General features: G+C 57.0%; 17 protein-coding genes and 1 tRNA gene. 7 read left to right on the top strand and 11 right to left on the bottom strand.

The window, feature by feature from the left end:
• Nucleotides 1-28: 28 nt before the first annotated feature.
• Nucleotides 29-1,285, top strand: a complete 1,257-nt coding sequence (locus ACQG0T_RS19215) for a nucleoside permease (protein WP_015571846.1) — start codon at nucleotides 29-31, stop codon at nucleotides 1,283-1,285.
• Between the two features lie 79 nt (nucleotides 1,286-1,364).
• Here the strand turns inward: ACQG0T_RS19215 and citG are convergent, their stop codons facing one another.
• The 8 genes from citG to ACQG0T_RS19255 are packed head-to-tail and all read right to left on the bottom strand — an operon-like array spanning nucleotide 1,365 to nucleotide 8,676.
• Complete coding sequence (citG, locus tag ACQG0T_RS19220; protein WP_017382931.1) at nucleotides 1,365-2,168, bottom strand: triphosphoribosyl-dephospho-CoA synthase CitG; 804 nt, start codon at nucleotides 2,166-2,168, stop codon at nucleotides 1,365-1,367.
• Nucleotides 2,146-2,685, bottom strand: coding sequence for a citrate lyase holo-[acyl-carrier protein] synthase (gene citX / locus ACQG0T_RS19225; protein WP_022651835.1), 540 nt, complete (start codon nucleotides 2,683-2,685; stop codon nucleotides 2,146-2,148). The genes citG and citX overlap by 23 nt, the downstream gene beginning before the upstream one ends.
• Complete coding sequence (gene citF / locus ACQG0T_RS19230; RefSeq protein ID WP_023295416.1) at nucleotides 2,682-4,205, bottom strand: citrate lyase subunit alpha; 1,524 nt, start codon at nucleotides 4,203-4,205, stop codon at nucleotides 2,682-2,684. The genes citX and citF overlap by 4 nt, the downstream gene beginning before the upstream one ends.
• A 10-nt stretch (nucleotides 4,206-4,215) precedes the next feature.
• Nucleotides 4,216-5,091 carry a citrate (pro-3S)-lyase subunit beta gene (citE, locus tag ACQG0T_RS19235; RefSeq protein ID WP_023295417.1) on the bottom strand — a complete coding sequence of 292 codons (876 nt, stop codon included), beginning with the start codon at nucleotides 5,089-5,091 and terminating at the stop codon, nucleotides 4,216-4,218.
• Nucleotides 5,088-5,381 carry a citrate lyase acyl carrier protein gene (gene citD / locus ACQG0T_RS19240; RefSeq protein ID WP_023295418.1) on the bottom strand — a complete coding sequence of 98 codons (294 nt, stop codon included), beginning with the start codon at nucleotides 5,379-5,381 and terminating at the stop codon, nucleotides 5,088-5,090. The genes citE and citD overlap by 4 nt, the downstream gene beginning before the upstream one ends.
• A 16-nt stretch (nucleotides 5,382-5,397) precedes the next feature.
• The gene (gene citC, locus ACQG0T_RS19245; RefSeq protein ID WP_023295419.1) at nucleotides 5,398-6,420 is read right to left on the bottom strand and encodes a [citrate (pro-3S)-lyase] ligase; all 1,023 of its coding nucleotides are present in this window, start codon (nucleotides 6,418-6,420) and stop codon (nucleotides 5,398-5,400) included.
• Between the two features lie 13 nt (nucleotides 6,421-6,433).
• Nucleotides 6,434-7,297, bottom strand: coding sequence for a fumarylacetoacetate hydrolase family protein (locus ACQG0T_RS19250; RefSeq protein WP_062938538.1), 864 nt, complete (start codon nucleotides 7,295-7,297; stop codon nucleotides 6,434-6,436).
• A gap of 17 nt (nucleotides 7,298-7,314) precedes the next feature.
• Complete coding sequence (locus ACQG0T_RS19255; RefSeq protein WP_015571852.1) at nucleotides 7,315-8,676, bottom strand: 2-hydroxycarboxylate transporter family protein; 1,362 nt, start codon at nucleotides 8,674-8,676, stop codon at nucleotides 7,315-7,317.
• Between the two features lie 345 nt (nucleotides 8,677-9,021).
• On the opposite strand from ACQG0T_RS19255, the gene ACQG0T_RS19260 reads away from it, so the two are divergent.
• Together ACQG0T_RS19260 and ACQG0T_RS19265 are read left to right on the top strand one after the other, a co-directional pair.
• Entirely contained in the window at nucleotides 9,022-10,659 is a 1,638-nt protein-coding gene (locus ACQG0T_RS19260) for an ATP-binding protein (protein ID WP_015571853.1), read from the top strand.
• The gene (locus tag ACQG0T_RS19265; protein WP_015571854.1) at nucleotides 10,649-11,341 is read left to right on the top strand and encodes a response regulator; all 693 of its coding nucleotides are present in this window, start codon (nucleotides 10,649-10,651) and stop codon (nucleotides 11,339-11,341) included. The genes ACQG0T_RS19260 and ACQG0T_RS19265 overlap by 11 nt, the downstream gene beginning before the upstream one ends.
• Nucleotides 11,342-11,417: 76 nt before the next feature.
• Here the strand turns inward: ACQG0T_RS19265 and ACQG0T_RS19270 are convergent, their stop codons facing one another.
• Nucleotides 11,418-13,556 (bottom strand): ornithine decarboxylase, encoded by a 2,139-nt coding sequence (locus ACQG0T_RS19270; RefSeq protein WP_196358999.1) that lies wholly within the window; start codon nucleotides 13,554-13,556, stop codon nucleotides 11,418-11,420.
• Nucleotides 13,557-13,737: 181 nt separating this feature from the next.
• On the opposite strand from ACQG0T_RS19270, the gene ACQG0T_RS19275 reads away from it, so the two are divergent.
• The gene (locus ACQG0T_RS19275; RefSeq protein ID WP_271040456.1) at nucleotides 13,738-14,451 is read left to right on the top strand and encodes a DUF554 domain-containing protein; all 714 of its coding nucleotides are present in this window, start codon (nucleotides 13,738-13,740) and stop codon (nucleotides 14,449-14,451) included.
• A 95-nt stretch (nucleotides 14,452-14,546) separates the two neighbouring features.
• Nucleotides 14,547-14,622 (top strand) — tRNA-Phe (locus ACQG0T_RS19280).
• 76 nt (nucleotides 14,623-14,698) lie between these two features.
• On the opposite strand, the gene ACQG0T_RS19285 is transcribed toward ACQG0T_RS19280, so the two are convergent.
• Together ACQG0T_RS19285 and ACQG0T_RS19290 are read right to left on the bottom strand one after the other, a co-directional pair.
• A complete protein-coding gene (locus tag ACQG0T_RS19285; protein ID WP_017382735.1) occupies nucleotides 14,699-16,483 on the bottom strand; it encodes a hybrid sensor histidine kinase/response regulator in 1,785 nt (594 codons plus the stop codon).
• On the bottom strand, nucleotides 16,480-17,112 hold the full coding sequence (locus ACQG0T_RS19290; RefSeq protein WP_271040457.1) for a LuxR C-terminal-related transcriptional regulator: 633 nt from the start codon (nucleotides 17,110-17,112) through the stop codon (nucleotides 16,480-16,482). The genes ACQG0T_RS19285 and ACQG0T_RS19290 overlap by 4 nt, the downstream gene beginning before the upstream one ends.
• 175 nt (nucleotides 17,113-17,287) lie before the next feature.
• Here ACQG0T_RS19290 and ACQG0T_RS19295 point away from each other — a divergent pair, with 175 nt between their 5' ends.
• Nucleotides 17,288-17,602 (top strand): lipoprotein, encoded by a 315-nt coding sequence (locus ACQG0T_RS19295; protein ID WP_251996688.1) that lies wholly within the window; start codon nucleotides 17,288-17,290, stop codon nucleotides 17,600-17,602.
• Nucleotides 17,603-17,718: 116 nt separating this feature from the next.
• Complete coding sequence (locus ACQG0T_RS19300; RefSeq protein ID WP_252051613.1) at nucleotides 17,719-20,736, top strand: autotransporter outer membrane beta-barrel domain-containing protein; 3,018 nt, start codon at nucleotides 17,719-17,721, stop codon at nucleotides 20,734-20,736.
• Nucleotides 20,737-20,752 lie beyond the last annotated feature (16 nt).

The following is a 20,752-nucleotide window of genomic DNA, read 5'->3' on the forward strand; positions in this document are numbered from 1 at the left end:
TCTCCCGCTCACTTGTGAGGAAAGTAACATGAACCTTAAGCTGCAGCTTAAAATCTTGTCGTTTCTGCAGTTCTGCCTGTGGGGTAGCTGGCTGACTACACTCGGCTCCTATATGTTTGTGACGCTCAAGTTCGATGGTGCGTCGATCGGTGCCGTTTACAGCTCGCTGGGTATTGCGGCTGTCTTCATGCCAACGCTGCTCGGTATCGTGGCGGATAAATGGCTAAGCGCGAAATGGCTGTATATGCTTTGCCACCTGGTGGGTGCGGGGACGCTGTTTATGGCGGCCGAAGTGACCACGCCGGGGGCGATGTTCATGGTGATCCTGCTTAACTCGCTGGCCTATATGCCAACGCTTGGCCTGATCAACACCATCTCCTACTATCGCCTGAAATCTGCCGGTCTGGATATCGTCACCGACTTCCCGCCAATCCGTATCTGGGGCACCATCGGCTTTATCATGGCGATGTGGGGCGTGAGCTTCGCGGGCTTCGAGCTGAGCCATATGCAGCTCTACATCGGCGCGGCGCTCTCCGTACTGCTGGCGCTGTTCACCCTGACACTGCCCACCATTCCGGTATCTAATCAGCAGAAAAACCAGAGCTGGAGCACCATGCTTGGCCTGGACGCCTTCGCACTGTTTAAAAACAAGCGCATGGCGATCTTCTTTATCTTCTCCATGCTGCTGGGCGCGGAACTGCAAATCACCAACATGTTCGGTAATACCTTCCTGCACAGCTTCGATAACGATCCGCTGTTTGCCGGGAGCTTTATCGTCGAACACGCGTCGGTGATGATGTCCATCTCGCAGATCTCCGAGACGCTGTTCATCCTGACTATCCCGTTCTTCCTGAGCCGCTACGGTATCAAGAACGTCATGCTGATCAGTATCGCCGCCTGGATGTTGCGCTTCGGTCTGTTCGCCTATGGCGACCCAAGCGCGTTCGGCACCGTGCTGCTGGTTCTGTCGATGATTGTTTACGGCTGTGCCTTCGACTTCTTCAACATCTCCGGCTCGGTGTTTGTGGAAAAAGAGGTGAAACCTGAAATCCGCGCCAGTGCGCAGGGCATGTTCCTGATGATGACCAACGGCTTCGGCTGTATTCTGGGCGGCGTGGTGAGCGGCAAAGTGGTTGAGATGTATACCACTAACGGCATCACCAACTGGCAACCAGTGTGGCTGATCTTCGCCGGGTACTCGCTGGTGCTGTTCTTCGCGTTCATCGCGCTGTTCAAGTACAAGCACGTGCGCGAGCCGCACGGTGCACAGCCGATCGCGCATTGATTGTTGTGCCCGGTGGCGCTGCGCTTACCGGGCCTGGAAAACCAGACCGTAGGCCGGGTAAGGCGTAGCCGCCACCCGGCTATTTTATTCCAGAAAGCACCCACCCCACCGACAGCAAATCCGCGCTGCCGCCCGGGCTCAGGTTGCGTTCAATCAATGCCTTATCCATCTTCAGCAACGCCTCGCAGTCCCAGCCGTTAGCCAGCAGTTCCCGCGCATAGCCCTGAACGTAGCGCAGCCCCTCAATGCCGCCGCGCGAAACGAGATTGCTGTCCTGATTTACCGCCATCAGGCGCAACAGCAGGCCGTGAAGCGACTGACCGTTCCACGCATCCAAAGCCTTACGCACCGTGGCAAAGCCGCTTTCTGCCTCGCCACGCGCGCCGGTTAAACCGTACAGCTGAAACTGCCGCTCCCCCGCCGTTGCCTGCCCGCTGCGCCCGGCCAGCTCCCTCGCCACCAGCCCACGACAGATGTTACTTACCTCACAACAGAGGCTATCCGCAGAGATATTTTTCACACGCCCGGCGGCGAAGCAGAGCAAACCGAGGGCAAAAATACCGCCCTTGTGGGTATTTACCCCGCCCGTGGCGGCGTACATTGCCTGCTCGCAGGCCATTCCCATTGGGCGAAGAATCCGCAACTGCCGATCGGCAGGTTTGGCCGCATGTGCTTCACCCAGTTCCGCAAACCGGGCAAACCACGGCGTAATCGCCATAATGCTGCGGACAAACAAGGCATGGTCCATATCGCGATGGGAGCCGTTATTGAGCCTGTCCACCAGCCCCGGTTTTGGCGTCAGCTCCAGCTCCTGCCACAGCGCATCTGCGGCAAGCGCAGGGAGATCAACCGGGCGCGGTTCAGTCGCGAGCAAACCAGTCATCGATCATCTTCTCCACGCGGGAAACCACCTGCTCAGCGGGGTGATTGCGCGAACGGGAACAGGCATGAGCGGGCTCGTCACAGATCAGGCAGCGTCTGAGATTCGCCCCCAGCGACTGACGCCCGACGTGGCCGTTTTCAGGGCAGATCACATCCAGATCCCACAGCCTGCCGAGTGGGTGCGTCTGCTCCAGTTCTGCACAGTGCGCCTTAATTTCCGCCGCCGGATGCGCGATGCACCACAAGGCTTCAGGTCCGGTGGGTAGCCACAGCACCTTACGGTCCAGCACCTGCCAGCGGTTTTCCCACAGCAGCTGGTCGCACATTTGCAGCGCCACGCCCATGGTGTTGCGATAGCGAAGGCTGTCTTTGATTTCCCCGGGCGTAACCAGCGTGAGGGAGATCACCGGTTGTTGATAGTGCGCAAGCATGTCAGCCTGGCGCGCTGCGCGGCGCTCTTTCGCCGCCAGCAGTTCGTCCAGGCTGACACCCGTCCGCACGGGTGTCGCAATAGTCACACTTCCTCCTTTACCTGTCGAACGGTGTCGATCACGCTGCCGTCGCGGTAGCGGATCACCCCGACGATTTTGTCGGTGAACTCAATCGGTTTCGGTACGCCTGTCAACGAAATCGCTCGCTCATACAGCGCGTTGATATCTACAACCTTCAGCCCTGCTTCCATAAGTCGTTCGCGGATCTCCGGGCGCGCCGGGTTGACCGCAATACCGTGGTCGGTGACCAGCACGTCAATGCTCTCCCCCGGCGTGAGGCGGGTGGTAACGCGCTTCACGACGGTCGGGATGCGGCTTCGCAGCAGCGGCGCGACCACAATGGTCAGGTTGGCTGCCGCCGCCACGTCGCAGTGTCCGCCGGATGCGCCACGCATCACGCCATCGGAGCCGGTGATGACATTGACGTTAAAGTCGACGTCGATTTCCAGGGCGCTGAGGATCACCACGTCGAGCTGGTCGCAGCTTGCCGCCTTGCTGCCGGGGTTGGCGTAGACGTTGGTGGAGATCTCCACGTGGTTCGGGTTGCGCGCCAGCGAGGCCGCTGCCTGGCCGTCAAAGCACTGGGTGTCGAGCAGCTTTTCGATGAGCCCCTTCTCGTGCAGATCCACCAGGCTGCCGGTGATGCCGCCAAGGGCGAAGCGCGCCTTCACGCCGCCGCGCTCCATCTTCTCTTCCATAAAACGGGTGCAGGCGGTGGCCGCTGCACCGGAGCCGGTCTGCATCGAGAAGCCTGGTTTGAAATAGCCAGAGTGTTCAATCACGTCCGCCGCATAGCGGGCGATCATCAGCTCGCGCGGGTTGCTGGTGACGCGCGCCGCGCCGACGCTGATTTTCGCCGGGTCGCCCACGCTCTCCACCTGCACGATGTAGTCCACCTGATCCTGCACCAGGCTGGCGGGCATATTGGGGAATGGCACCAGCGCTTCGGTCAGCAGCACCACCTTACGGGCAAAGTGCGCATCCACCATGGCGTAGCCCAGCGAACCGCAGCACGATTTTCCGTGCGTGCCGTTGGCGTTGCCAAACTCATCGCTGCACGGCACGCCAAGAAATGCCACGTCGATGCTCAGTTCGCCGTCCTGGAGCAGCTTCACGCGCCCGCCGTGGGAGTGAATTTGTACCGGCTCGTCCATTAGCCCGTGGGAGATGGCATCCGCCAGCCTGCCGCGCATGCCGGAGGTGTAAATCCGGGTGATGACGCCACTCTCGATATGCTCGATCAGCGCGTCATTGCAGGTCATCAGCGAGCTGGAAGCCAGGGTCAGATTTTTGAAGCCCATCCGCGCCAGCAGCGCCACGACGGTGTTGATCACCCGGTCGCCTTCGCGAAAGGCATGGTGGAAGGAGATGGTCATCCCGTCCTGCAAGCCGCTGCGCTTAACCGCCTCTTCAATAGAGGCGCAGAGCTTGCGGCTGTGCTTCGCCTCGCTGTCCGCCAGCCACGGCGTCGCGCTGTGGGCGGTATCAAAGGGTTTCAGATCCCGCAGATGGGGGAAATTTACATGGAGAAGTTCTGTCTGATTCATTATGTCATCCTTACCGACGCACGCCAGAGGCCGCCGCGCGCTCCAGCACCACCTGCGCGTGGTTAATAATCGGTGCATCCACCATTTTGCCGTTGAGCGACACCACGCCCAGGCCGTTACGCTCTCCCTCTTCTGCCGCCTCAATCACCCTTTTGGCATGATCCACCTCTTCCTGAGTCGGGGCGTAGGCGTTGTGCAGCAGGTCTATCTGGCGCGGGTTAATCAGCGATTTGCCGTTGAAGCCCATCTTGCGGATCAGGTCGACCTCGCGCAGGAACCCGGCTTCGTCGTTAACGTCGGACCACACCACGTCGAAGGCGTCGATACCGGCGGCGCGTGCGGCGTGCAGCACGGCGCAGCGGGCATAGAACAGCTCGGTGCCGTCGCCGCGCTCGGTCTGCATGTCCATCACGTAGTCAAAGGCGGCCAGCGCAATGCCGATCAGGCGCGGGGAGCTGCGGGCAATCGCCACGGCGTTGATAACGCCAATGGCCGATTCAATCGCCGCCATCACGCGGGTGGAACCCACTTCGCGCCCGCACTCCTGCTCAATGCGATCGAGGTGGCCTTCCAGCTCGTAGATGTCGTCCGGCGTGTCGGTTTTCGGCAGACGAATAACGTCCACGCCCGCGCGCACGGCGGCCTCCAGATCCAGCAGGCCAAACGGCGTGTTCAGCGGGTTAATGCGCACCACGGTTTCGATATCCTGATACATCGGATGCTGCAACGCGTGGAACACCAGCATGCGTGCGGTGTCTTTCTCGCGCAGGGCCACGGCGTCCTCAAGGTCAAACATGATGGAGTCGGGGCGGTAGATAAAGGCGGTAGAGAGCATGGCGGCATTGGCGCCTGGCAGGAACAGCATACTGCGGCGGAGTTTGCTCATTTCAGCGCCCCCCAGTTGATGACCTGTTCATCGGCGGCACGCAGAAGCGCGCTTTGCAGGCGAGCGCGGATCACACAGTCCAGCGCCCCTTTGTCTTCAATAATGATTAATCCCTGGTGCACGTTCATGGCGCGCAATGTGTCGTTGACCACCTGGCGTATTTGCTCGCCAAACTGCTTAATCACTTCACTGTGGATGACAATCTCCAGCTCACCGTGAGCGGGGGCGATTTTCACCATCAGGTCGCTGGACTCCTGCGTTCCGGCCAGCGCCTCCCTTACAATATTCATGATAAATTCCTGATAGTTATGCGACTTCCGCACTCGCACGATAATGTGCTTCGAGGTGCGCGAAGGTGGAGTCCGGGACAATCTCCCGGATCCGGGAAAACTGCTGTGTCTTGAGTAAACGGCGCACTTCCGAGGCCGAAATGGCGTTGCCGGTGGCTTTGATGCGCGGCATCTCCACCACGTCGATGTGCGAGGCCAGCAGGTCGTGCAGCGTCTGGTTGTATTGCCGCGTGATGTCGCAGAACGGCTCCGAGCCGATGAAGCGGTGCGTGATGCCCAGCGCCGGGGCGATATAGTCCCGGAAGATCAGCACGTCGATCTCGCTCCACGCCTGCTGCACTTTGCCGGTCTCCTTCAGGAAGTAGGCCGGGAAGGTGGCGCGGGAGATGATGTACTGCGAGCCTTCATGCACCACCACGTTCGGCAGATGCGCCACGCCCGCACGCACCATCTCAATGCGCGCGCTGAACGGGAAGAACGAGGCGTCTTCACGCACCACAAACAGATGCAGGGCATCGCACTGCGTCGCCGCCTGCTCCACCAGATGACGATGGCCGAGGGTGAAGGGATTGGCGTTCATCACGATCGCGCCCGTTTTTTCCCCACACCGGCGCTTCGCGCGCAGGGATCGGCAGTAGCGCGCGATCCCCTGCGGAGTGTTCTCCATTAGCACCGCGTTGTTCCCGCTCTGGGCAATCGGCCAGAAACCGCTGCGGCCAAAGCGCTCCTTATTGCATGGACGGGTGCAGAGGAAGAGGTGAAAATGGCCGCGCTCCAGCGCCGCGTTTTCCACCTCTGCAAGCAGACGCGCGCTGAGGTTTTCCCCACGAAGCTGCTCGTTGACCGCCACGCATTTGATGACGTTGGCAGCCAGCCCGGCGCAACCCACCAGCTGCGCGCCGGACCAGGCTTCGACAAACAGCGTGATGTCGTTGTCCAGGCCAAGGCCGCTGTCTGCCAGCAGGTAGCGGATCTGGCTTAAGCGTTCTGGGTGTTTCGCCACAACGGTGTGCCGAAAATCAATGGGTTGCGATTGCATGCTGCCGCCTTACTCAGTGCGCTGCCGCGAGCCCGACGGCTGGCGCTTCCACGATCACGTTGCTCAGATGACCGATATGCTCGATCTCCACCTCAATGCGATCCCCCTCCTTCATAAACAGCGGCGGGTTGCGCTTTTTACCCACGCCACCAGGCGAGCCGGTGATGATCACGTCGCCCGGGCTGAGACGGGTGAAGGTGCTGATGTACTCGATCAGCTCCGCCACCTTGTGGATCATGCTGCTGGTGTTGTCTTCCTGCACCATGCGGCCGTTCAGCCAGGTGCGGATCGCCAGGCTGTGCGGGTCCGGGATCTCATCCGCCGTCGCCATCCACGGGCCGAACGCCCCGGTCTGGCGCCAGTTTTTCCCGGCGGTGAACCAGGTGTGCTGCCAGTCGCGGGCGGAGCCGTCCATGTAACAGCTGTAGCCCGCCACGTGGCGCAGGGCGTCGTCGCGGCTGATGTTCTCCCCGCCTTTGCCGATGATCACCGCCAGCTCGCCTTCGTAGTCGAACTCGCTGGAGTGGCGCGGCTTCAGCACCGGCTCGTTGTGGCCGGTCTGTGAATCCGGGAAGCGGACAAACAGCGTCGGGGCCGGGTTGTGCTGGTCAAACTCCTTGCGCTTGTCGGCATAGTTCATGCCCACGCAGAGGATTTTTTCCGGCTGGACAATCACCGGTAAGAAGGTGATGGCGTTCAGCGGTACATCCACCGCGTCGTTCAGAAAACGGGTGGCCTGCGCCAGCCCGTTCCCCTGCAACAGCGCTTTAAGGTCGCCATAGCGGTTGCCCAGGCGGCGGCCCAAATCAATCACGCCTTCGGCCTGTACGATGCCGTAGCTGCGTTTTCCCTGGTATAAAAAGCTTGCGAGTTTCATTGTTCTTTCCTGAAAACTTAAACGAGGAAGTTGCCCAGAATCAGCAGTGAGACAGAGACGTTAATCGCGCCGCCGATACGGGTAGCAATCTGGGCGAATGGCATCAGGCTCATGCGGTTGCCTGCGGTCAGGATCGCCACGTCACCGGTGCCACCCTGCCCGCTCTGACAGCAGGAGACGATGGCGACATCAATCGGGTGCATACCAATCTTTTTGCCAACGAAGAATCCGGTCGCCACCAGCGCGGAAACGGTGCTGACAATCACCAGCAGGTTGCTGACGGTGAACGCCGCCACCAGTTCATGCCATGGGGTAATCGCCACGCCGACAGCGAAGAGGATTGGGTAGGTCACGGAGGTCTGGAAGAATTTGTACACCACCTGGGAACCCTCCAGCAGACGCGGAGAGGCGCCGTTGCAGAGCTTCACCAGCACCGCCATAAACAACATGCCCACCGGCGCTGGCAGACCAATCAGCTTGTGACCGAGCATGCCCAGCATGTACAGCAGCACCGCCAGCAGCGCGCCCGAGGCGATTGTCGTCACGTCCGCTTTGCCGGAGAACGCAGGTTGGGAAACAGTGGCATCAGCGTTGGCGCGATTCGGCATCAGCTGGCCTTCACCGGTCAGGTGCGGGTAGCGTTTACCGAGCTGGTTGAGGCAACCGGAGATAATGATCGCCGTCAGGCCGCCGAGCATCACCATCGGCAGCACGCGGCCGAGCGCCACGCCCTGATCCATATGCAGCAGGGTGGCATAGCCGATAGAGAGCGGGATCGCCCCTTCCCCGACGCCGCCCGCCATGATCGGCAGAATGATAAAGAAGAAGATCTGGAACGGCTCGAGGCCCAGCGCCAGCCCAACACCCATGCCGACAATCATGCCGACGATTTCACCGCACAGCATCGGGAAGAAGATGCGCAGGAAGCCCTGGATCAGCACGGTGCGGTTCATACTCATGATGCTGCCGACGATAATGCAGCAGATATAGAGGTAGAGAATATTGGTGGATTTATAGAATTTGGTCGTGGACTCAACCACCACGTCCGGCAGCAGGCCGTAATAGACCAGCGCGGAAGGGATAAAGGTGGCGCAAATTGCCGCCGCACCGAGCTTGCCGACAATCGGCAGGCGTTTGCCGAACTCACCGCAGGCAAAGCCGAAGAAGGCCAGCGTGGCCACCATGACCACAATGTCGCTCGGCAGTTTTCCGCCCAGGCAATCAATCGCAATCAGCGCGCCCGCCAGAACGAACAGCGGCAGAGGAATAATGCCGATTTTCCAGGTATCCATAATATGCCACCAGCGCTCTTTGAGCGATGGCCGCTGAATATCAATCGGGTCGTGGGTAACAGAGAATGAATCGTCAGTTGTGCTCATAATAAGCCCCTTAGTTATTTTGTGCGTTCAGCTTAGAGTCACAAAGGCTTACTTTATGTGAGGGATGGCATATTAAAAGCGAAGTTTTAATGGACGCTATGGTTTTAATGGTTTCTTTTATTTAATGTGATTTACGCCTTATTTATTGCCGTGGTTTTTATGGTTTCTTTTCTTAACTGAACAAAGAAATAACATTTATTCATTTAACCTTAAGAGGATGAGACTTTCGGAAAAATCTTTTACAGGCTGCGCTGTGCAAGGGATCACAAGTTTTCGGCAAAGCGGGCATCCTGGCCTTAAAAGATGATATATTCAGCCGACCTGTTGATATCTCGCGTGATAGTTATGAAAGTATCGTTTCAGATCAAGCTGTTTATTTCTCTGGTCGCCTTTTTCTCAGTGCTGTTCGCATTACTGGGCGGATATTATTATGTCGATGTCGGCAGGCAGCTTTATCAGGAAATGAGCGCGCGCGCAAAAATACAGGCCGAAGAAATTGCGCTTATTCCTACCCTGCGAAAAGAAGTCGAACAAAAGGATATCCTGGGTATCCATGACTTTATGCAGAAAATAGCCGCCCGCAGCGACGCCAGTTTTATTGTGATTGGTGACAATAAGGGGCTGCATCTTTTCCACTCCGTGTTTGCCGACCGGGTAGGCAAAACGCTGGTTGGCGGAGATAACGACGAGGTATTACACGGCAAAAGCACCATCACCATCCGCAAGGGCGGGTTAGGCATTTCGCTGCGCAGCAAAGCGCCCATTTTTAATGATGCCGGGCAGGTGGTGGGGATTGTTTCGGTAGGCTATCTCACGAGCTATCTGGACACCATCACCGTCAGCAAGGTGGTTAATATCCTGATTGCCGCCGTGCTGCTGCTTATCGCCCTGTTTATTTTCTCCTGGTTCTTCACCCGCAGCATCAAGAAGCAGATATTCTCTCTGGAGCCGCGCGAAATCGGCCTGCTGGTGCGCCAGCAAAAGGCGATGATGGAATCCATTTATGAAGGGGTGATTGCCATCGACGACGATCTCCGCATTGAGGTGATTAACCAGGCGGCGCGTAAATTATTAGGCTTACGCCAGCCCGCCCGCGAACTGCGGGGTCAGCTCATCAGCCAGGTGATCGCGCCCGTTCCGTTCTTCAACGCGCAAACCATGCTTGCGAAAGACACCCACGATGAGATCTGTCGCTTTAACGATCTCACAGTTATTGCCAGCCGGGTGCGGATCATGCTGGAAGATGCGTTGCAGGGCTGGGTGATCACCTTTCGCGATCGCAACGAGATCGACTCGCTCAGCGCCCAGCTCAGCCAGGTGAAGCGCTACGTTGATAACCTGCGCATCATGCGCCATGAACAGCTGAACCGCATGACTACGCTGTCCGGCCTGCTGCATATGGGCCGTTATGACGAAGCGATTCGCTACATACAGGCGCAGTCGGAACACGCTCAGGAGCTGCTGGACTTTATCTCGTCCCGCTTTAGCTCTCCGACGCTGTGTGGTTTGCTGCTTGGAAAGGCCGCCCGCGCGCGTGAAAAAGGCGTTGAGCTGAGTTTCGACCCGGCCTGCCGGGTGGATAAACCGTTCCTGCCGCTGCTCGAATCGGAACTTATCTCGATCATCGGGAACTTGCTGGATAACGCCATTGAAGCGACCCAGCGTGCACCGCTCCCGCATGCCCCGGTGGACGTGCTGATAAAGCTGAACGAGCAGGAACTGATTATTGAAGTCGCCGACCAGGGCGTCGGCATCACACCGGAGATCCGCGACCGGATCTTTGAGCGCGGCATCACCACCAAAACGCGCGGCGATCATGGTATTGGCCTGTATCTGATTGAAAGCTATGTCACACAGGCTGGCGGTGCAATTGAAGTTGCCGATAACACCCCACGCGGTGCCATTTTCTCACTGTTTATTCCCGCCACGGGAACGGCCCGGCACCCCGTACAGGAACTGGAAGATACCGACTATGCAACATGAACTTATCGACGTACTGATTGTTGAAGACGAGAACGAACTGGCGCAACTGCACGCGGAGCTTATCGGTAAACATCCGCGCCTGAGGCTGGTGGGGATTGCCGCGTCGCTGGCCGACGCGCAGGTACAACTGGAGAGCAAACAGCCGAAGCTGATGCTGCTGGATAACTACCTGCCGGACGGCAAAGGCATCACCCTTATCAGCAACCCGATGCTCACCCGCGCCAACTGCTCGGTGATTTTCATCACCGCCGCCAGCGATATGGACACCTGTAGCCAGGCAATTCGTAACGGCGCGTTCGACTACATCCTCAAGCCGGTTTCCTGGAAGCGCCTGAGCCAGTCGCTGGAACGTTTTGTGCAGTTTGCCGAACAGCAGCGCGTCTGGAAGATCGTCGACCAGCAGAACGTCGATTCACTCTATCAGTTGCAGGCGAAAAACTATCGCCTGGACAACGGCAGCAAAGGGATAGAGGAGAACACGCTGGCGCGGGTGCAAATGCTGTTTAACAACAAGGCGGCGCACTGTTTTACGGTGGATGAGGTGGTGAGCGAGACGGGCCTGAGTAAAACCACCACCCGGCGCTATCTGGAACACTGCGTGGAGGTGGGTTTTCTGACAGTGGAGATGCTGTACGGGAAGATTGGGCATCCGAGAAGGATGTACCGCCGCGCAGAAGCCTGACGCAGTATTGTAGGCCCGGTAAGCTTGCGCCACCGGGCAACTCGCCGGGTGGCGCTAACGCTTACCCGGCCTACGTTCAGACATTCAATACGTATCCATACAGCCGCTTAATCCCGTCCGCATCTTTCTCGCTGTAAACGCCCTGCAACTCTGGCGAGAAACCCGGCAGCATATTAATGCCCTCTTCCAGCGCCAGGAAATAGCGCTGTACTGCTCCACCCCAGACTTCCCCGGGCACCACACACAGCACGCCCGGCGGGTATGGCAGCGCACCTTCGGCGGCAATGCGTCCTTCGGCGTCACGAATACGCACCAGTTCGACGTTCCCGCGAATGTACTCCTGGTTGGCATCCTGCGGGTTCATCACCACGGCAGGCAGGCTCTCCTGACGGAACATCGCCTTCTGTAAATCCTTCACGTTAAAGCTGACGTAGAGATCGTGCATCTCCTGGCACAGCTGACGGATCGTGTAGTCGCGGTAACGCACCGGGTATTTCTGACAGATGGTCGGAAGCACATCCGCGAGCGGCGTATCGTCTTCAATATGCTGTTCAAACTGCCCCAGCATCGCCACCAGCTGCATCAGCTTCTCCGCGCTCTCGGCTGGCGTCAGCAGGAACAGGATGGAGTTGAGATCGCACTTCTCCGGCACAATGCCGTTTTCGCGCAGGTAGTGGGCGAGAATGGTCGCCGGAATGCCGAAATCGGTATAGTGACCTGTTTCAGCATCAATGCCCGGCGTGGTCAGCAGCAGCTTGCACGGATCGACGAAATACTGCTCGCGGGCATAGCCTTCAAAACCGTGCCATTTTGCACCCGGTTCAAAACTAAAGAAGCGACGCTCGCTGGCGATAGCCTGTGTGGGGTGATCCTGCCATGGCCGCCCCGCCACCACCGGCGGGATAAACGGTTTGATCATATTGCAGTTGGCGATGATGGCCTTGCGTGCTTCAATGCCCAGCTCGACGCACTCCGCCCACAGCCTGCGTCCGCTCTCGCCCTCGTGGATCTTGGCGTTCACGTCCAGCGCAGCAAACAGCGGGTAAAACGGGCTGGTGGAGGCATGCAGCATGAACGCATTGTTCAACCGCTTGTGCGGGCAGAAGCGCGACTGACCGCGAATATGGTTATCCTTTTTATGGATCTGCGACGTTTGCGAGAACCCGGCCTGCTGCTTGTGGACCGACTGGGTCACGAAAATTCCCGGATCGTTCTCGTTCAGTTCCAGCAGAAGCGGAGACGTTTCCGCCATCATCGGGATAAATTGCTCGTAGCCGACCCAGGCGGAGTCAAAGAGGATGTAGTCGCAAAGGTGACCGATCTTGTCGATCACCTGACGGGCGTTGTAGATCGTGCCATCGTAGGTGCCGAGCTGAATGATCGCCAGACGGAACGGGCGCGCCTCGGTGGCTTTCTGCGGCGCGACGTCACGGATCAGTTCCCGCAGCCAGGCCTCATCAAAGCAGTGCTCATCAATCCCGCCGATAAAACCAAACGGATTACGGGCTGCCTCAAGATAGACAGGCGTTGCCCCGGCCTGGATCAGCGCTCCATGATGGTTGGACTTGTGGTTGTTACGATCGAACAGCACCAGATCGCCACGGGTCAGCAGCGCATTGGTCACCACTTTATTGGCCGCCGACGTGCCGTTCAGCACGAAGTAGGTTTTATCCGCGTTGAACACTTTCGCCGCGAACTTTTGCGCGTGCTTGGCGGAGCCTTCGTGGATCAGCAGATCGCCCAGCTTAACGTCGGCGTTGCACATGTCGGCGCGAAAAACGTTCTCACCGAAGAAATCATAGAACTGCCGCCCCGCCGGGTGTTTTTTGAAAAAGGCACCGTGCTGGTGACCCGGACAGGCAAAGGTGCTGTTTCCCATCGCCACATACTGGCTCAGGGTGTCAAAAAAGGGTGGCAGCAGGTTCTCTTCATACCGGCAGGCGGCAGATTCCAGTTCCAGCAATTCCTGTGCTTTACCCGAGATGATCGCCGTGACACCCTCTGGCACCTCTCCTGGCTCTGTTGAGAACAAAAATACCGGTAACTGAAAGCCCGTACGCTTCAGCAATGCGAGAATGCCGCTGTAGCTTTCAACAACCGTAATGACGACTGCCGCCACATCGGTGAAATCGGTGTTATCCAGCATAACTTTTTCGCGATGCGTAGAAACTTTGGATACCAGCTCACGGCTGACGGCAATTTTCATGGTTTTCATAAGCGCAAACACCCTCACCGAACGGTGAGACAGGAAGGAGAAAATTCGCGCAATCATGTCACCTTTTATTTTCAGGTGCAAGAAGGAATCAGTATGCGTTACGCCTCCCAAAGCTAAGCGTAATCAGGGACGAACGTGCCATAATCATGCAATGCCAGTGCTTAAATAACAGGAGTTAAACGTGGTAATTGGACCCTTTATCAATGCGGGAGCCGTATTGCTGGGCGTTGTACTTGGGGCAGTATTAAGTCAGCGCCTGCCGGAGCGTATTCGCGTCTCCATGCCTTCTATTTTTGGCCTGGCGTCGTTAGGGATTGGTATCCTTTTAGTGGTGAAATGCGCCAACCTGCCGGTGATGGTACTGGCGACGCTGCTCGGCGCGCTCATCGGCGAGTTTTGCTATCTGGAAAAAGGTATTAATCACGCGGTAGGCAAAGCCAAAAATCTGATTGCCCGACCAGGCAAGGCAAAGCACGGCACGCACGAGTCGTTTATTCAGAACTACGTTGCGATCATTATTCTGTTCTGCGCCAGCGGCACGGGGATATTCGGTTCGATGCAGGAAGGGATGACCGGCGATCCCAGCATATTGATTGCGAAAGCGTTTCTGGATTTCTTTACTGCCACCATTTTTGCCACCACCCTAGGCATCGCCGTCGCCGCGATTTGTGTGCCGATGTTGCTTATTCAGCTGGCGCTGGCCACCTGCGCCACGCTGATCCTGCCGCTGACAACGCCAGCGATGATGGCTGACTTTACCGCCGTCGGCGGTCTGTTGCTGCTGGCGACAGGGCTGCGCATCTGTGGCATTAAGATGTTTGCAGTGGTGAATATGCTCCCCGCCCTGCTACTCGCGATGCCGCTTTCCGCGCTCTGGACGCACTTTTTCGCTTAAGTTTGCGACGAAATGGTGAGAGAGTGTGCAGTCTGCACCGAAAGCAACAAATTTCGTTGACGCCGGAGGGAGGATCGGGTTTAATGCGCCCCGTTGCCCGGATAGCTCAGTCGGTAGAGCAGGGGATTGAAAATCCCCGTGTCCTTGGTTCGATTCCGAGTCCGGGCACCAAATTTATATTAACGGACCTCCACGGAGGTCCGTTTTTGCATTCTGAACCCGCCAGAATCGACACTTCTGCATTCCCTTAATGACATCCCGACCACTGCGTCAGCAGCGCATGCAGTTTAGCCGGCTCCAGAGGCTTGCGGAGCACCAGGTATCCCTCCTGCTCCGCCTCCAGCAGAACCGGTGAATTAAATTCGCCGCTGACTATCGCGCCGCTCATATCCGGCAGACGTTCAAAAAGCGCTTTCAGGATGTCGAAGCCGCTTTCGCCCGATCGCAGGCGCTGGTCGCACAGCACGGCGAACGGCGTAAAGCCGTCGTCGATTATGGCAAACGCTTCTTCAGCGGAGGCCGCACAGCGTACGTCGATTCCCCAGACGCTCATCAGGCTCTCCCAGGCAGACGTCACCAGCGGGTCGTCATCAACGACCAGGCAGGAACCGTGCAGCGGCGCATAGCGTACCGGCGTGGCGGTGTTGTCAGCGGCGGGCGGGGTGTCCAGCACGCTATCTTCGCCAGCATATTGGATAAAGCGCATCCAGAAGCGCGAGCCTTTCCCTTCAATAGATTGCATCCCGTATTTCACCTTCATGAGCTTGGCACAACGGGCAACGACGGCCAGTCCCAGCCCGTGCCCGGCGCTGTCGATCTTCCATGCCAGCTCGGGGCGGTAGTAAGGTGAGAAGATTTTGCCCTTCTCTTCATCGGCGATACCGACTCCCGTGTCCCACACCTCCACCATACACTCGTCACCGCGCGGTCGGATGGCGACCAGCACCCCGCCCTGGAGCGTGTAGCGAAGGGCGTTTTGAATCAGGTTAATCAGGGACTGTCGCACCAGCAGCGGATCGCCCATCACGTCGATACGGCGTTTAGGCCGCCGGATGCACAGCCTAAGCGCGCGGCTGTTGGCCTCTTCACGAAACAGCGTGATGACCGAGTCGAGCAGAGCACCGATATCCACTTTGGTCGGGGCAGAGAGGACATTCCCGGATTCTATTTTGCTCAGATCGAGCAGAGAATTGAGCATTAAATGCACCGAGCGAACGCTCTGCTGAAGGTCAAGGAGTTGCGGCGTCAGGCTGTCGTCCCGGTTTCGGTGGAGGATGGCTTCGATCAGAAAGCCCATTGCGTGTACGGGCTGGCGCAGATCGTGACTGGCGGTGGTCAGAAACTGATTTTTATCCAGCAATGCCTGCTCCGCGTCCTCTTTGGCCTGACGAAACTGTTCCGCAAGGCGTGAGCTTTTTTCCTCTAGCAGCGCTTGCTGAATAAAGAACGCATGGGAAGTTAACGCATGGCGGTAAATCGCGAAGCCGTAAAGCAGATTCAGCATGAGCACGATGAACATCAACTCATCCAGCCGCCAGATAATACCGAGGTTCAGCACCCCCCAGGAGGCGAAGAAAAAACGCGTAAAGGTACTAATGACAGGCGTCAGATGCGTCGCATTGGCGGCGACGATGGCGGCAATGCTGATATTAAGTAACAGGAAAAAGTCAAAATTCTGCGTCTGTGGCGTAATTAAATAGAGAGATGAAATTCCCAGCCCGTGAATAAAGGCAATATTATTAATACGCGGAAGCCAGCGTCGCAGAACGTCCCTTTCACCGTTTTCTTTCGCTTCACGCTGATAGCGTCGGTGCAATATTCGTATCGCCACGGCACATAGCAGATAAATAATTATCCAGATAATCGTTGGGCCGAGTTCGTCCCCAAGCATATAAATCCAGATGGCGAAAGGAATACCAACAAAGGGCACCGCGCTAAAGCTAAATACCAGCCGCAGAAAGGTGTTGTTTAGCAAACGGATCTGCGCCGGAGCAGAGATACCATCATTTTGTAAGCTCTGAAAAAACCTCATTCCGACGGTTCCTGTTTGCCATGCAGAAGTGTGATGGCTTCGACCCGGCTGTTAACGCCTATCTTTTTCAATATATTGCTGATGTGTTCTTTGACCGTGGGCTCAGAAATTGAAAGCTGGGCGGCGATGCGTTTATTTGGCAGGCCGCGCATAATCATATTTAACACGTCTATTTGTCGCGGCGTGAAGTTAAATTTACTTAACTTCTCATTATTCGTCTTAACGGAAATTTCGTTTCCCTCAGGAAACCAGGTCTGATTATCAGTGAGTGCAAAAACGGCCCGCGAGAACATCTCAGGTGGCTCGCTTTTCAATACAAAACCGTGCCCCCCGGCGGCATTAACTTTGCGCCAGATATCATTATTGTCATCCCCGCTGACCACCAGGAGTCGTACCTGTGGGTAAAGTTGTTTAACTTCTTTGAGTAATTTCAGGGCCGTTCCGGAAGAGAGCCAAAAATCGATTACCAGCAAACGTGGCGGGCCATGATCTCTAATTTGGCGGTAGCAATCATCCTCATTCGTCACCACACACGCCTGCTTAAAATGGCAATGTGTAATCAGAAAATTGGCGATGCCGCTTGCTACCAATGGATGGTCATCAACGACTAACGCATAATTCTGTCCCAAAGGAGCCTCCTTTTACCTTCGCATATCTTAGAGTACAGATGAATTATTATCTACCCACCCTACTTTAGGAGGGTTTTTTCGATTAGGAAAGAGAAATATATTATTCGCTGATTTGGGTAAAAGAAAACATAAATACAATCAGTGAAATTAACTGGTTGGATATCAAGGATAATTTATGAAAAAACCACTAATCGTTTTAACCGTTACGTTGATGCTAGCCGGTTGTTCCACGTTGAAAACCGATCAGGCTATTCCACTCCTACAGGCGGAGACCGCTAAAATGCTGGGACTGGGCTCATCGGATGAAATAACTGTATCCAACGTTAACGGCGCCCAGCCGGACGCACTGGGAGGACAAAAACTCTCTTATCGCGCCACGACAGAAAAAGGGCGTATTTTCGATTGTTCATCGATGATGATGCCGGGAATTTTAGGATCTGCACCGACTCTGAGCGCGCCAACCTGTACACCAATTGTCACACATAAATAATTAGCACCGCATTAAAAGGCGTACTGAAATAACGCCTTTTACGTTATCTGACGTATCTGAGTTTTCATATAAAAACGATGTTCCTGACATCATGCTAATGAGTACGGAGATAGCCCGTGAATAACTCTACATCACATTCTTTAGCGGTTAAGACACCGCTTTCCAGACTTTACCTCGCTCTATTTTCCGCGCCGCTGTTACTTTTTTTACCTGCCGATGTCGCGCGTGCAGCCGATGCCTTTTTTGATGGCGAGTCGCGTATTACCGAAACGCTGGGTTACACCGGAGATGTTTATGTTGGACGTAACCAACGCGGAAACCTGCTGATCGATAATGGCAAAATCACCGCCTATAACATCAATATCGGTCGGCTGTTCGACGGCCAGATTTATGAAAGCGTGGTCACGGTCCGTGGGCCAGACGCTGAGCTTAACGCGGTGAACGATCGGTACGTCCTTCGCGGCGACCTGAATCTTGGCCTCGGCACCCTGCGAGTCGAAGAGGGCGCGCTTGCGAGCGCGAAGGAGATCGTTGTCGGCACCACCCGCGGCTACGACAGCCACCTTCTCGCCACGGGTGCCGGCTCTCGTGTGACCAGTAATTTTCTTAGCGTAGGCACCGATCTGGGCGCACGCTCCACGCTTGCGATTGAAGACGGCGCGGCGCTCAGCACCGCCTACGATGCGCGCATCGGCAACGGTACCGGACCGGGTGAAACCGACACGCTGAGCCCAAAAGCCACCGTCACGGGGAGCGGCTCACAGTGGAACGTTGGCCGTACGTTGACGCTTTATGGCGACCTGGACGTGCTGAACGGCGGAACGGTTAACGTTGGCGGCGTGCAGGTGGCGGGCGTCTCCGGGGCAGGGAAAACCGCCGAGCTGGTTATTGCGGGCAAGGACTCGCGCTTTACCAGCGGCAGCAGCGTGAGCGTGGGCGATTATGGCAATGGCGTGCTGTCTGTGATTGACGGCGGTTCATTTTCCGCTGGCAGCAATGCGCTGATCGTGGGGACATCGGGTTCCGGCTCGAACCGGGGTGCGCTCATCATCGGCAGCCGCGGCAATATGGACACCGGCACGGGTTTAACTGAGCCAACGCTTGGCACGGCGGGCGGCGCAGGTACCCTCGATGCGAAGACGGCAATCAGCCTGCGTGGCGGACTGTTCGGCAGCTATGTCTACTTCAACCATACCGACGGAAATTACCTCTTCAGCAACACGATGAGCGGTGAAGGTGATGTGATCAACACCTCCGGGCAGACGACGCTGAACGGCGATCTTTCCGCACTCAAGGCGAACGTAACCGCGCGGGGCGGTAAAGTCATTATTGCCAGCAATATTAATACCCAGCCAGAAGACGATATCTTTGACGTCCAGACCCTTAGCGCGGAGAACGGCGGCACGCTGATCCTCAATGCGACGGCGGGTTCAGACGTCAGCAACGGGGTGGGTTACAGCAGCGCCGCGTCAATCAAGTCCGGCGGCACGCTGGGCGGCAACGGGACGCTGGGCCAGACCGAGATCCTGTCCGGCGGACATATCTCGCCCGGCGACGGCAATATCGGTACGTTGACGCTGAAACGCTATCTGAACTTTATCGGCGAATCCTTCTATGACGTGGATATCGCAGGAGATGGCCGCAGCGACCAGCTACTGGTATCGGGCAAAACTACCATCAGCAATCAGGCTAAGGTACAGATCACCGCGCTGGATCCGCAAACCAGCTATAAAACGGGCCAAAGCTACCGCATTTTGACCTCCGACGGGGGAATCGACGGTGAGTTCGCCGGAGCGATCTCCAAATCCGCATTCCTCGACGTGGCGCTTAAGCAAAGCACCAACGCCGTCGATCTGACCATCGCGCAGAAAGAGACCAGTGGCGAGAATCCTGGAGGTGAAAACCCCGGAGGCGAAAATCCTGGCGGTGAGAATCCTGGTGGTGAAAACCCCGGAGGTGAAAACCCGGGCGGTGAGAATCCTGGCGGTGAAAACCCGGGCAGCGGCAAGCCGGGCATTTTCCAGACCGTGGCCCAAAGCAGCAACCAGTGGAATACCGCTGGCGCGCTCTCCACGCTGACGCAAAGCGGCCCGTCGCTGGCGCTGTATAACTCGCTGCTTCTGTTGAGCGCACCGGAAGCGCGCGAGGCGTTCAACCAGCTCTCTGGCGAAGTTTATCCGTCAATGCAGTCCAACCTGATCGCTGGCAGCACGCAGGTGTTTAACGTGTTAAACCAGCGGATGCAGCGCGCGTTTGATAACGACAGCCTGCCGATACCACCGTTAGCCATGTCGCTGGTGCAGCAGCCGGAGCCGCAAAACAATGGCGTCTGGGGCCAGACCTTCAGCTCCTGGAGCCGAAACAGCGGCGACGGTAACGTGGGCAAGCTGGACGGCAACACCACCGGCTTCCTGCTGGGGGCAGATCGCAAACTGGCGGACCATAACGTGCGTGTCGGCGGCTACTTCGGCTACAGCCGGGGTGATTATGACGTCGACAGCCGTCGCTCCTCAACGGATACCGACAACTATCACCTTGGTCTGTATGCGGCGGGTCAACAGGATGCGTTCTCCCTTCGCGGCGCGCTGGGTTACACCTGGCACAAGATCGAAGGCGAGCGCAATGTTGATTTCAGCGGCTTCTCGGATCGGCTGAAGTCAGATTACGACGCGAACTCCCTGCTGGCGTTCACCGAAGCGGGCTACCGTTTCGGCCAGCCAGACAGGAATATTGAGCCGTTCGTCAATTTATCGTACATCCGGCTGCATACCGACAGCTTCAGGGAAGACGGCGGTGCCGCTGCGCTGAGCGTCCGTAACGAAACGATGAACACCTTCTATACGACACTCGGGTTGCGCGGTGTGACCGAGTTGCCGAAGCACGTTAACCTCTACGGTTCGTTGGGCTGGCAGCACGCCTATGGCGATAAGAATACCTCTTCGCGCATGGCGTTTGCGGGCAGCGACGCGTTCATTACTCAGGGACAGGCCGTGGATGAGGATGTGATGGTCGGTGATATCGGCGTGAGTGTACAGCTGTCGCGTGCTGCGACGCTGGATGTGGGTTACCAGGGACAATATGGTGCGGATACCCGCGTCAACTCTGTTAACGCCAATCTGCGTTGGTCGTTCTGAATTATTTCCATTAAAA

This window comes from Enterobacter cloacae complex sp. 302F9, from assembly GCF_050030335.1.
Classification (GTDB): Bacteria; Pseudomonadota; Gammaproteobacteria; order Enterobacterales; family Enterobacteriaceae; genus Enterobacter; species Enterobacter hormaechei_C.

What these genes read in the sequence shown, in the direction of transcription:
- citC (WP_023295419.1), bottom strand. Translation starts at nt 6,420, where the DNA reads ATGCAATCGCAACCCATTGATTTTCGGCACACCGTTGTGGCGAAACAC.
- ACQG0T_RS19260 (WP_015571853.1), top strand. Translation starts at nt 9,022, where the DNA reads ATGAAAGTATCGTTTCAGATCAAGCTGTTTATTTCTCTGGTCGCCTTT.
- ACQG0T_RS19285 (WP_017382735.1), bottom strand. Translation starts at nt 16,483, where the DNA reads ATGAGGTTTTTTCAGAGCTTACAAAATGATGGTATCTCTGCTCCGGCG.
- citG (WP_017382931.1), bottom strand. Translation starts at nt 2,168, where the DNA reads ATGACTGGTTTGCTCGCGACTGAACCGCGCCCGGTTGATCTCCCTGCG.
- citE (WP_023295417.1), bottom strand. Translation starts at nt 5,091, where the DNA reads ATGAGCAAACTCCGCCGCAGTATGCTGTTCCTGCCAGGCGCCAATGCC.
- citD (WP_023295418.1), bottom strand. Translation starts at nt 5,381, where the DNA reads ATGAATATTGTAAGGGAGGCGCTGGCCGGAACGCAGGAGTCCAGCGAC.
- ACQG0T_RS19265 (WP_015571854.1), top strand. Translation starts at nt 10,649, where the DNA reads ATGCAACATGAACTTATCGACGTACTGATTGTTGAAGACGAGAACGAA.
- ACQG0T_RS19270 (WP_196358999.1), bottom strand. Translation starts at nt 13,556, where the DNA reads ATGAAAACCATGAAAATTGCCGTCAGCCGTGAGCTGGTATCCAAAGTT.
- ACQG0T_RS19250 (WP_062938538.1), bottom strand. Translation starts at nt 7,297, where the DNA reads ATGAAACTCGCAAGCTTTTTATACCAGGGAAAACGCAGCTACGGCATC.
- ACQG0T_RS19295 (WP_251996688.1), top strand. Translation starts at nt 17,288, where the DNA reads ATGAAAAAACCACTAATCGTTTTAACCGTTACGTTGATGCTAGCCGGT.
- ACQG0T_RS19255 (WP_015571852.1), bottom strand. Translation starts at nt 8,676, where the DNA reads ATGAGCACAACTGACGATTCATTCTCTGTTACCCACGACCCGATTGAT.
- citF (WP_023295416.1), bottom strand. Translation starts at nt 4,205, where the DNA reads ATGAATCAGACAGAACTTCTCCATGTAAATTTCCCCCATCTGCGGGAT.
- ACQG0T_RS19215 (WP_015571846.1), top strand. Translation starts at nt 29, where the DNA reads ATGAACCTTAAGCTGCAGCTTAAAATCTTGTCGTTTCTGCAGTTCTGC.